General features: G+C 61.2%; 11 protein-coding genes. 2 read left to right on the top strand and 9 right to left on the bottom strand.

The annotated features are described in order from the left end of the window. Positions 1-7: 7 nt before the first annotated feature. From J3A65_RS15700 to J3A65_RS15730, 7 genes are all read right to left on the bottom strand, one after another. Entirely contained in the window at positions 8-970 is a 963-nt protein-coding gene (locus tag J3A65_RS15700; RefSeq protein WP_209902140.1) for a glycosyltransferase family 2 protein, read from the bottom strand. Beyond that, positions 967-1,899, bottom strand: a complete 933-nt coding sequence (locus J3A65_RS15705) for a glycosyltransferase (RefSeq protein WP_209902142.1) — start codon at positions 1,897-1,899, stop codon at positions 967-969. Before J3A65_RS15705 ends, J3A65_RS15700 begins: the two co-directional genes overlap by 4 nt. Continuing rightward, the gene (locus J3A65_RS15710) at positions 1,896-2,915 is read right to left on the bottom strand and encodes a glycosyltransferase family 2 protein (RefSeq protein ID WP_113166847.1); all 1,020 of its coding nucleotides are present in this window, start codon (positions 2,913-2,915) and stop codon (positions 1,896-1,898) included. The genes J3A65_RS15705 and J3A65_RS15710 overlap by 4 nt, the downstream gene beginning before the upstream one ends. A 13-nt stretch (positions 2,916-2,928) precedes the next feature. Continuing rightward, positions 2,929-4,122 (bottom strand): glycosyltransferase, encoded by a 1,194-nt coding sequence (locus tag J3A65_RS15715; RefSeq protein WP_209902144.1) that lies wholly within the window; start codon positions 4,120-4,122, stop codon positions 2,929-2,931. 23 nt (positions 4,123-4,145) lie between these two features. Next, on the bottom strand, positions 4,146-5,045 hold the full coding sequence (locus tag J3A65_RS15720; RefSeq protein WP_209902146.1) for a family 16 glycosylhydrolase: 900 nt from the start codon (positions 5,043-5,045) through the stop codon (positions 4,146-4,148). Continuing rightward, complete coding sequence (locus tag J3A65_RS15725; RefSeq protein WP_245341562.1) at positions 5,042-6,196, bottom strand: acyltransferase; 1,155 nt, start codon at positions 6,194-6,196, stop codon at positions 5,042-5,044. The genes J3A65_RS15720 and J3A65_RS15725 overlap by 4 nt, the downstream gene beginning before the upstream one ends. Positions 6,197-6,585: 389 nt before the next feature. Then, complete coding sequence (locus J3A65_RS15730) at positions 6,586-8,070, bottom strand: lipopolysaccharide biosynthesis protein (RefSeq protein WP_192085841.1); 1,485 nt, start codon at positions 8,068-8,070, stop codon at positions 6,586-6,588. Between the two features lie 109 nt (positions 8,071-8,179). Here J3A65_RS15730 and J3A65_RS15735 point away from each other — a divergent pair, with 109 nt between their 5' ends. Together J3A65_RS15735 and J3A65_RS15740 are read left to right on the top strand one after the other, a co-directional pair. Next, complete coding sequence (locus J3A65_RS15735) at positions 8,180-9,163, top strand: glycosyltransferase family 2 protein (RefSeq protein WP_209902148.1); 984 nt, start codon at positions 8,180-8,182, stop codon at positions 9,161-9,163. Positions 9,164-9,208: 45 nt separating this feature from the next. Continuing rightward, positions 9,209-10,168: a polysaccharide pyruvyl transferase family protein gene (locus J3A65_RS15740; protein ID WP_209902150.1), complete on the top strand. Its 960-nt coding sequence runs from the start codon at positions 9,209-9,211 to the stop codon at positions 10,166-10,168. Here the strand turns inward: J3A65_RS15740 and J3A65_RS15745 are convergent. Together J3A65_RS15745 and J3A65_RS23500 are read right to left on the bottom strand one after the other, a co-directional pair. Next, positions 10,159-11,190 (bottom strand): glycosyltransferase family 2 protein, encoded by a 1,032-nt coding sequence (locus J3A65_RS15745; RefSeq protein ID WP_209902152.1) that lies wholly within the window; start codon positions 11,188-11,190, stop codon positions 10,159-10,161. The two genes, J3A65_RS15740 and J3A65_RS15745, sit on opposite strands and share 10 nt — an antisense overlap. A 102-nt stretch (positions 11,191-11,292) precedes the next feature. Beyond that, positions 11,293-11,574 (bottom strand): exopolysaccharide production repressor protein, encoded by a 282-nt coding sequence (locus tag J3A65_RS23500; RefSeq protein ID WP_082472025.1) that lies wholly within the window; start codon positions 11,572-11,574, stop codon positions 11,293-11,295. Positions 11,575-11,658: the final 84 nt, after the last annotated feature.

Here is an 11,658-nt window from a genome sequence, read left to right on the forward strand (position 1 = left end):
CGGATTGTCAAGAAACGCCGGCAGCTCTTGCGAACCGGCGCATACGGACGGCAATCGGCATGCGCAGGTGCTTGAGCGCCCGCGGGTTGTCGATTGCCGTTTTCAGAATCCCGCCGAATGATCGTTTCTTGATCTCGTCGACGAGTGTGAGGAAGGAGGCCGCTTCGCGAATGCTCTGCGTGCGGCGGCGCTGGGCGGTCATTGCCCGCGGCTCGAGAGAGAAGCGCTTAAGGAACTTCTCGTCGCCGGCAAGCATCGCTGTGAGATGTTCGGGTTTGAGCACCCGCGAGATCGAACCGTGGCGCAGATGGTAGACGTAACCGGCCTCGGGCTCGATGGCGCAGATGCCGCCGCTCGCGATCGCAGAGGCAAGTAGGATGTAATCCTCGCCGATCCGCAGGTTTTCGTCAAACCGCAGACCGTGCTCGTTGAGGAAATCGCGGCGGAAGATCGGCTTCATATAGCCGAAATTGAAAGTGCTGCCGAAGATGATGTTGGACTGGATGAAATCGGCGAGATCCAGCACCTTGCGCGTCTCGAGATCGGCGCGCGAAAACATCGCCGTGGGCTGACCGCCCTCGAGCGGGACGACGTCGATATTGTCGACCACGATCCGTGCATCCATCGCCTCGGCGCGTGCGATCATCCGCTTCAGGCGCTGCGGATGGATGGTGTCGTCGGCATCGAGCACGGCGATCCAGCGGCCAGTTGCGGCGTCGAAACCGGCATTGCGTGCGGCCGCCGGTCCGCCATTGGCGGGCTGGACGATGAGCTTGACGCGATCGTCGCGATCCCGGTAGCGAAGCGCAAGCTCGCGCGTGCCGTCGCTGGAGCAGTCGTCGACGACGATTACTTCCAGGGACACGTCGACCTGGGAGAGCGCGCTATCGATCGCGCTTTCCAGCGTCTCCTCAGCATTGTAGGCGGCGATGACGAAGCTGACTTCGGGTGCGGTGACAACGGAAGTCATGTGGCCTCCACCATGCCGTACTGGCGGATCTCGCGCATGCCGAGCGTCCCCATGACCGAACCGGCGTGAAGTGCTGCGCGCAGGGCATAGCGTGTGCGGGTGACGGGAACGGCAACCGCTCCGACCGTCACCACGGCGCAATAGGCGAATTTCATCGCAGCGATTGCGGCCTTCTTGATCCGCGACAGACCCGCACTCTTTGCCGCAACGATGCGGCCATGGGTCTGGCCGGAGCGGAAGCGGCGCTTGGCAAGCCAGGAGAAGCTGGCGCGCTTGTGCGGCACCGGCTCCTCCAGCATGGCCTCGCGGGCAAACTCGATTTGTCCGCCGGCATCGGTCAGCTGGGTGAAATAATGCGTATCTTCGCCACCGCTCTGGCCAAGCGACAGCGCGAACTTGCGGGCCGCGAGCTTCGGCGAGCGCATGTCGAGCAGAACGTTGCAGGTATAGCCGGTGACGATACGGCCATCGACCCAGACGGGATTGGTCGAGTGGAAATCACCGCTGCGCATCCAGGCCGGAACATCATCCGGATAGATGGCGCGCACGGGTCCGAGGACAGCATCGGCCGACGTCGCCTCGGCGCGGTCGACAAGCGCTGCAAGCCAGCCAGGACCGGCTGTCTCGTCGTCGTCGATAAAGGCCAGATAATCGGCCTGGCAGGCAGCAAGGCAGGCATTGCGCGCAATCGAGATGTTCGATTTCGGGCAGTGAACATACTGGATCTCGAAGGGTGAGACGGCTTTCAGCCGCTCCACCAAGGCTTGCGCACTCGGCTCCGCGTCATTGTCGGCGACGATCAGCCGGACCTGCGTGTGTTCAGGCACGTCGAGCGCGAACAGCGACCGCAACGTGACCTCCAGTTCCGGGCGCCGATAGGTGCAGATGCCGATATCGATGCGGAGCTTGCCGCTGCCAGCCACGATCATGCACGCCTCCTCGATTTGATGCCGATCAGTTCCAGCCAGAAGCCTGCAGACCAGGCAAAATGCATGATCATCGCCGACACCGCAGCAAGCGGACCGAGCGGGTTATTTTGGCCAACAGCCATCCAGACGCCGTAGCCGAGGCAGGCGACCGCCCAGACAACCAGCGGAATTGCCGCCCACCAGTAGAGGACGGCAAGCACGGCGCCGATCACGACCGGTGCGACCGCCAGCGGAATGGCCTGGCGGATCTTGGGGATCGACCGATGCTTCAGAAGGTTCTTTGCCCGGCCCCGGCCATAGCCGAGATACTGCCGGAACAGCGCCGAGGCGGTGGAGCGCGGATAATAGGTCATGTAAGTCTTGCCGGTCATCCAGATGCGAAAGCCGGATTGGCGAAGGCGGAAATCCAGTTCCGCATCCTCGTTATGGCTGAAGCTCTCGTCGTAGCCGCCGACAGCCTGAAACGCGAAGATGCGCATCAGGGCGTGGTGGCCGTGATCGACCCACTCGCCGCCGCCGCCGGCCCGGTGCTTGGAGCCGCCATTGCCGAGCTTGGAGTTTTGCGCCGCAGCCGTTGCCCGCTGGAACAGGCCAAAGCCAACCGTTTCCATGCCGACCACGATGGAATCCGCCTCAAGCGACACCGCTTCCTGCAGAAGCGTCCGGCAATAATCGTCGGGATAATCGCCATGCGCGTCGATGCGGATCAGATATTCGAACTCCGCGCCGAAGCGCTGGACCGCGAGATTGATCGCCGCACTCTGGATGCGCTTGGCATTGTGCATCAGCGCCACGTTCGGCAGTTCCTGAGCGACGCGAAGGACGATCTCCTGCGTGCCATCCTTGCTGCCGCCATCGGCAACGACGATCATGTCGCTGGCCGAGCTACGCTGCTGGTCGAGCTTGCGCAAAAGCGGCTCGATGGTCTTTGCCTCATCCAGGCACGGGACGACGATCAGTGTCCGGATCAAGGACAGGTCGCCAGTGGAAACATCGGCATTCGAAGGCACACGCATGACCTATCTCACCTCACGACTGCACGGTTGAAATGGCCGGTACCGACGGTACGGCCAGCGAAATATTGCGATTGAGGCCCGCAAGCCTGTCGACCAGGGCGCGGCAATCGTTAGCATCAGTAACCCACTGGCTGCGATCGACGGCCGCAAGCCGGGTAAACCGATCGAGGTAGAGTGCGTCGGTCATGCCCGAGAACAGGATTTCCAGATCCGAAGGCGTCGCGTTGTCGAGAAGGATGCCGATATCGCGCTTAGCCACAAAGCGGCCGGTCTCGGTGCGCGCCAGCGCGATCGGAACCGCGCCATGCAGCCCGCCTTCATAGAGGCGGTTCGGCAAAAGCCACTCGGAGTTCAGCCCTTCCTCGAAGAAATCAATTGCCCAAGTGAACTGCACCTCATTGTAGATCGAAGCCAGATCCTCCGGATTGCGGTAGGGACCTTCGAAACGCAGGAACGGCGCGTTCTTCACCTGCGCATCGAAATCGGCAAACTCGCTATAGGCCGGCCGTCCGCGGATGATGACCTCGACCCCGCCGTTCATCTTTTCGGCGAAGGCCGTCAGGATATCGAGCGACTTGCGGCAGCGGATCGCACCGAACCAGCCGATCTTCCAGGGCTCACCCTGCTTGGGCAGACGCGGTTGCGGCTTTGCGACGGACGCTTCGCCCAGCTGCAGAACCTTGTTCTCGAGCAGAAGGACCGGAAGATCGAGCCCGGATTTCGGCTTGAAGAAGTTTTCGACAAAGGCCGGCGAGCTGGTGATCAGCAGCCGGGCCGACTTTGCGAAATGCCGCTGCACGGCACGCAGCACCCGCCCCTTCACACCCTCGTCAAGCAGCAGGCGGTGGATATCGAGACATTCGTAGACGACAGGAACGTCGCCGCCGAACAGCGACGCGGCCCCCTCGGCGAGAACCAGCATTTCCAGATTGCGGGCGATGATCACATCCGGCATCGGAACGCCGACAAGCCTCTTTTGCAACTGCATCCGGGCAGCAATCACGGCCTTGATGCGCTGGCTGAACTGTCCGTCCTGCGTTGAACCGAGATCGATGGAGCGCACGCCTTCCTCCTGACCCAGCAGGTTTCCCGCGCGCCTGAAGCCTGCGACCGTGACGCTGGCGCCGCCGGTTTTCAACGTCAGCACCCGCCGGCGAATGGCCGGGTCGGCAAGATCATGGGCCAGATAGAGAACCTGCAGTGTCAAGTCGTTCAACTCCGTGTCGAAGATCAGTCGAGCGTGCAAAGCACGGATTGCAGGAAAGCACAGTCTTCGCCGAGCGCCGTATAGGCGATGCGGTCGATTTCCATCGTGGTGGGGCCGGAATAGGCGAACGGGCCCATCCAGGATTTCAGCGTATCGCTGCCCCACAGGCTCAGAAAGATCTTCTGGGCGTTCTGCGGGATCTTCGACGGGTCGGTGACTTCCTGCACAAGCTTGCCGTTGAGGAAGTAGCGCAACCGCTCCGGCTCCCAGATAAAGGCGTAGTCGTTGAAGCCCTTGTCCGCGCCACCGGCGACAGGAACGATCTTCTCGTTCTTGCCCTTGCCATTGATGTACTGGTTGAGCTGAACCTGATCGACGTTCTTGCCGAGCACCTCGAAGTCGATCTCGTCCCAGGGCTTTTTGTCGGTCGGGCCGATATAGGTGAAGAAGGCTGAGTTGAGGCCAGGACCGGTCGCCGACTTGTAGCGCGCCTCATAGGTACCGTAACCGAACCGCGCGCGGGTCTGAACCTCGCCGCAGACGTTCTTCCGGTCCTTGTTCTGGCGCTCCTCGAAGGTGAGCTTCAGATTGCCGCCATCCGTCGTGACCTGGCGCTGTGACCAGGTGCAGTTCTGATGGGCGCCGTTGTTCCAGCCGTTCGATACGAACCAGAACGACCGGTCGAGCCGATCGAAATTCTCGACGAAAGACGTGCCCTTGGCATCCGGCTGCGGCTTGCCACCCGGATGGGGTTTGGTATCAGCACGGTGCTTTGCGGCCGGATCCTGCGCTTGGGTCGCCGGAGCTTCGGGGGCTGGCGGCGCCTGGGCATAAGCTGGAGCGCTGGCGAGCACTGCCAACGTGGCAAATGCCGTTGCAGCGGCCCGGAAAGCGGGTCGAATCTGTCTGGCTGGTGCCGTCATGTTTCACCTCTTCTTTGGGTCAGGGCGGGCTCGCGACCATGCGCGGAATGCACGGACGAATTGGAGTTTTCGGTCTGCGCGAGCTTAGCCTTGCGGCCGCGACTGCCGGTCAGCGTCTGGTAGAGGCCGGGCATAAGACGCGACACCAGCGCATTCGAAATCACTAGGATCACGAGGGCCGAGGAAATCGCGCCGACATAGAACAGCGGGTAAAGCTGATCGCCCGCAATGCGGTTCCAGACCATCCACATCACCACGAGCAGCGGGTAATGGGCGCAGAAGATCCAGAAGCTGAGGCTGCCGGTGGCGGCCAGCCGTTTGCCGAGCGTCGAGCGGATAGCAAGTGCCGACATCAGCCAGAATCCACCGGCACCGATAATCGACAGCGCGTTGCGCAGAAGCTCAAGCGACCAGGAATAGTCCGGTCCCGTCTGATAAAGCGCGATCGACAACAGGACGGCGGCGGCTACAACCAGCGCCGTTCCGGGAACGGCGAAACGGTCGAGCGCCGAGAGATCGATCCGGTTCAACGCGAGGAAGATGCCGAAGGTAAAGGAGAACAGGATCGACTTCTTCAAAACGATGAAGAGCGTGAGATCCGGCAGGATCGCCACCACGAACAGGATGACCAGCGTCGGCACCGCAGCCTTGCGCACGAAGAAGGCAAGGATTGGCGACAGGGCGATGCAGACGACAAGGTCACGCAGGAAATAGAGCGGGATGTCGACGGGAAAATTCTCGCTCGCAAACGCATAGTTCGCCAGTTCACGGGAGGATGCATTCCACAGGTCCGGGAAATACCCGATGCCCATGCCGGCGCGCTGCACCAGAAGGACGACGGCGAACAGGCCGAGGTTCCACAACAGGAACGGCACAAGCACGGTCCGCGCCTTGGATTGCATCACCTTGCCGTAGTCGAAAGCATCCCAGCCACGGCGAAACAGCAGATAGCCGGAAATCGCGCTGAGGCACGGCACGCCGATACGAAACAGGCTGTCGCCAAAAAACACGCGGAGCCAATCGAAGAAACCGTTCTGGCCGAGGAACGGGCTGGTCTGCGGATCGAACGGGACGTGGACGAACACGATGCCCGAGATCAGAAGGATGCGCATCAAACTGATACGGGAGGAAATGGTTTGATCAACAGTCAAACGAACTACCCTTTTTGGGCGGCGCCTCCCGTCACCACCGTTTCAATCAGAGCAGACTTTGAGCCCGCATTTTCGAGTGCCAAGGATCAGGTGCAGTTTGGCACAAAATGTGGCGGCGCAGCGAAAAGCCGGGATCCGCCCGGCCCGCAGCGGCATCCCCTTACCCGTTCCATTCGCGAGTTCTACTTTCGCGAGTGCTGAAACGCTATGGATTCCGGGGGGATCACTGATTTCTTATGCTGCACTGCACAACAGAGAAAAAAATCAATTCGTCGTGAAAATAACTTCGACCTCAGACGACACTCAATCAAATCGGTTCGCATCCTCGCCCGATTGCGGCGCGATTAAGGCGAAAATGCGTCTCAACGATGAGGCAAGGGCATCCTTCGTTATGCAGGAGGTGCGTCCGCAACCGACCCACCACGACGCCGCTTGACCATGCCGATTATTTTTTTGACGAGCGCCCTTTCCGTCACGAGGAACATGGCGCCGTAGAGCACGCCGCCCACGACAGCGCCAACGAGGAGCTGGAGATAGGGACTGGTGAGCTGTGCTTCGAAGGTGGAAAGGGTCAACCGGACCCCGACGCCCATGACGAGCGAGGTGAGCATCGACCGGCTGCTGGTCATCAGACCCCAAAAGAACGGAATGCCGTCGACCCGGAACACGGCCCAGGAATAACCGACCAGCGTGATGGCGTTGACGACGCAGAGCGCCACCATTGCATCGACAAGGTTGCCATAGGTGGCACCGAGGATGATGGCGAGTGTCGTTGCAACGGCCCGCAGCACCGCCGACCAGAACAGCACCCGGCTTTGGCCGGTGCCCTTGAGATAGGGTATGAACGTGCTGCAGGGCGTCACGATCGCCTTCGACAGCGCGAGCAGGCCAAGCACCGGCCAGGCATAGGCCCATTGCGGCCCGAACAGCACCAGCATCGCCGGTTCCGCCACCGCCCACAGCCCGAACATGGCCGGCGCCAGCACCACCGTCATTACCTGAGTGGACAGCATCAGGGCGTCGGTGCGGCGCTTGCGGTCGTCGCCCATCAGGCTGAAGGCGGGGAACAGCACGCCCATTACCGCCGACAGCACGACCTGGTTCGGAATGCTGGCAAACCGGTTGGCGGCCGAATAGGCGCCCGCATCGGCAAGCGTCAACATCCGCGCGATCACCACCATCGGCGCCTGGAAAGTCACGAAATTGGCGATCTCCGACCCCATCAGCCCCGAAGAATAGCGCACCAGCGGCCCCATCCGATCCGGCTTGATGACGAAACGCGGCACATAGCGCGTGATCGAGTAGAGGCCGACAAGCCGGATCACCGCCGAGGAAAACAGCTGCACGACCAGCGCCCAGATGCCGAACCCCATGAAGGCAAGCGCCAAGGCGACCAGCGCCGCCGTGGTTTCCGACACCGTGCTGAGGATCGCGTCCTTGCTGAAATTCATCTCGCGGGCGAGCAGCGAATAGGCGACATCGGCCGTCAGCTGCAGCGGAATGAGAAAGGCCATGATACGCAGGAGATCGGCGCTCTGGGCCGCACCCATCCAGCTGCCGATGCCGTTTGCACCGAGGAAAAGGATCACCGACATGATCAAAGACATCGCGAGATTGGCCCAGAAAACGGTGTGCACCGTATCCATGCCACTGTCCCGATCGACGATCAGTGCCGACGTCAAACCGGCACCACCGATCATCGCCAAAAACTGTACGACGGTGAGTGCGACAGCCACCGTTCCGAAATCTTCCGGGGTCAACAGTCTTGCCAATATCGGTACAGTGACAAATTTCAGCCCGAATGTGGCGGTCTTTGACAGCACACTCCAACCGACATTTGTCGTGATCGTCTTCACGCCTTGGGTTGGGGCCATCTTCGAATTCCTATTGTTGGATACTGATTGAGAGCCAGCGTGAAGCCGCAATCCAAGCCGTCGAGGCGGCTAGCGGTTTGCAATTCTTGAAAAAAGCAGGGGCAGAAACATGGCGACATTCACCGTAATTATTCCATTTTATCAACGGGAACCGGGTATCCTTACCCGGGCCCTGCAATCTGTTTTCAGCCAGAGCTTCGTGGATTTTGATATCATCGTCGTGGACGACGAGTCACCCCATAACGCAAAAATCGAACTTCGGGACGCCGATCCGACCTGGCTCGAGCGCATCCGAATCATCGAACAAAAGAATGGCGGGCCGGGGGCGGCGCGCAATACCGGGCTGGACGCGGTGCCCGCCGAAACGCGTTTTGTGGCGCTTCTCGACAGCGACGACGTGTGGCTTCCGGGTCATCTCACCAACGCATTCGAGAGCATGAGCCGCTTCGGCGCCGAGTGCTACTGGGCCTCGATGCAGGCGAGCGAAGAGTTCTATTACCACTTCGGCATGGCGCAGCTGGAGAAGACCGAAGGCGGCACGCGCCTATCGGAAAAGCCGCTCATCATCGAGCTTCAGGACCTGGCAAGCGTCATGCTGCGCAACTGGAGTTTCCTGCATCTCACCTGCATGGTGATGTCCCGCCCGGTCTTCGAGGCTGTCCGCTTCGACCCTGAATTGAGACTGGCTGCCGAAGACGTGCTGTTCTTCTGCGACTGCATCCTGAAATCGAAACGGACGATCCTGTGCGACGAGCCGGGCGCTGCGCGCGGCATGGGTATCAACATTTTCCACTCGATCGACAACCAGTCACCGGAATTTCTGCGCCAGCAGTTCAACACCTGGGTGGCGCTCGATACGCTGGAACAGCGTTTCAGCAACAGGCCGGGCGACGTCGCGTCGATTGCAGGGTATAAGAACACCGCAAGACGGCAGGCATTGTGGAGCCAGGCCGGGCGGATGAAGCGGCGCCAGAGCCCGGAATTCGGCCTGCTGGCCAAGTGGGTGATGCGCGATCCGGCACTCATCCGCGCGGCCTTCGAACTGGGCGCAGGGAAACTCGGCATGGGTGCGCGCGAGCGCTCGGCGACGTAAACTTCGCATTCTTTACAAAGACTTCACTCCCATCAGGAGGCTTGCATGCAACCTTATTACTGGGCATCCCACCACGGCAATTTCGGCGACGACCTCAATCTGTGGCTCTGGGATTATCTTCTTCCGGGCTTTCGCGACGTCCACGCCGATACGATGCTGGTCGGCGTCGGTACCGTTCTCAACCCCGTCCTGCTTCCGCCCGGGCAGAAGAAACTGGTGATCGGCAGCGGCTATGGCTATGGCGAGGCACCCGATATCAATGATCCCGAATGGGACGTGCGCTGCGTGCGCGGACCATTGACGGCGGCGAAGCTCGGTCTTCCCCTCGACAGAGGGATCACTGACCCCGCGGCCCTCATCCCCGATATGCCGGAATTCCAGAACCTGCCGAAGATCCACAAGAAGACCTTCGTTCCCCATTGGGAATCGGCGGAATTCGGCATGTGGCAATCGGTCTGCGAGCCCGCCGGACTGACCTGGCTCGACCCGCGCGGCGAGGCGAAATCGGTCATCCGGGCGATTGCCCAGTCCGAGATGATTGTTGCCGAATCCATGCACGGCGCGATCCTGGCCGATGCGTTCCGGGTGCCGTGGATTGCGGTGAGCACATCCAGATCCATCAACAATTTCAAGTGGAACGACTGGGCACAGTCCGTCGGTGCGACCTACAATCCGCACTTCGTGCCGGTTTCGACGCGCGCCGAGGCAGTGGCCAAGAAAACCAAGTTCTGGGGAATGAGCTTCGACGGCGGCGGCGGCCAGCAGCCGGCCCATCACGAACCCGCAAGCGCGGATGCGTCGGTGATGACGCGGACGTCTGCGCCGACAGCTCCTGCTCAGTCAGGCCTTCGCGGCATGGCGAAGCAGGTCCTTGCGGCACCGTCGATCCTGGCGCTCTGGCAGGCCAGCCGGACCGAGCCACAGCTCAGCCCGGATGGGATGCTCCAAGACAAGAAGCAGCGTTTTCGCGCTGTTCTGGACGAGATCCGCCGCGACTACTTCTGAACGGCGGCAGGGTCCGCTGCGGCCGGAACCCCGGCAAGCAGATAGCGCATAGCATGCGGCGTGGCGACCGGAACCGGTCCGCCACGTCTTGCCTCCATCTTGTCCAGCAGGATCGCCTGCGCGACATAGGGCAGGAACTGCGGCCGGCCGAACATGTAGCTAGCGGCTGCGACAATCCCCGAATTAGACTTGGTATCAAGGAAGGCGCGATGCTCGTAGCGTTCCCGGATGTGGTCGCGGTGACGGGTAATTACCGCCCTTGCCTGCGTCGGCAGAAGCGGATCCGACAGGATCGCCTCGTCCGCTTCGTATAGCGTTTTCAGATCATGGGTGCGGTGGCGGCTGCTGAGCGAATCGGCCCTGACGACGGCGCCGTAGCCGCAATGCTCGATCACCTTGTAGCGCGCACCCTTGGCCAGAGCCCGCAGATAGAGATCGTAATCCTCGCCAAGCCTCAGGCCCTCGTCGTACCGAAGACGATGGGCATCGAGGAACGAGCGACGAATAATCGGCTTCAGAAACCCTGTCTCGCCGCGCGGCTTTCCGCGCTCGGAAATATTGCCCTCGACGAATTCGATGAGCGAGATCGTCCGCGCCCTCGATTCGAACTTTTGGGGCGGCACTGCGGCGGCAGGATCGGAGATGAAGGCGATGTTGTCGGCCAGCATGTCCCAGTCGCCGAGCGCCAGCATTGGCTCGAACCGTCCGGGAAAGAAGAAATCGTCCGCATCGAGAATGGCGATCAGCGGCGCACTGGAAGCGGCGATCGCCCGGTTTCTCGCAGCAGACGGGCCCTGGTTCTTCTCCAGCGAGATGATCTGCAGCCGCCCGCTGCCATCATCCACACTGCGGGCAGCGCCGGCCGTGTCGTCGCTCGAGCCGTCGTCGACCACGACGACTTCGCTGACAAGCGCTTCCTGCAAGGCGGACCGGACGGCAGTGGCGATCGTGTCTGCTGCGTTCTTGGCTGCGATGACGACGCAAATCGTCTGAACATCGGGGTGGGCCGTTGCGCTCTCCATGAGACTGTCTCCATCGTTCGTCGTGCGAGGACCTGAACGCAGGAAGATGGCCTCCATATGGAAGCACTGCAACAAAAACCGAAATGGGACTGAGAGCGCCGGCTAGATATCCCGGGCAGGCAGGTGTGACGTCACGTCGGACGGAAGGTTGGACACCTCTCTCGAGCGCGCAGCGACGGCGGTATCTGTCCGACCCCTGCTGCCCGCGAGCTTCTCGCGGTGAACGAGGTAAACGATGCCAACGAAATAACCCACCTGGATAATAACCGCGCAGAGGAGCGTGTGTATAAATGCTGTGTAGACGGACCCGCTGATGAAAAAGGACGCGAGCGCGAAAACGACCAGGACGCAAAGGATACTTATAAATACGCGCGGCGCATACATGATCGCCCTCCCGAGCAGCTTATAGTTCTTGGCTTCTAGACGCAGGCTCCTCCCTGCACCGTCACGATAGGACCGGCAGTAGTC

The sequence above is a fragment of the Rhizobium sp. PvP014 genome (genome assembly GCF_017876855.1).
In the GTDB taxonomy this organism is placed as follows: Bacteria; Pseudomonadota; Alphaproteobacteria; order Rhizobiales; family Rhizobiaceae; genus Neorhizobium; species Neorhizobium soli.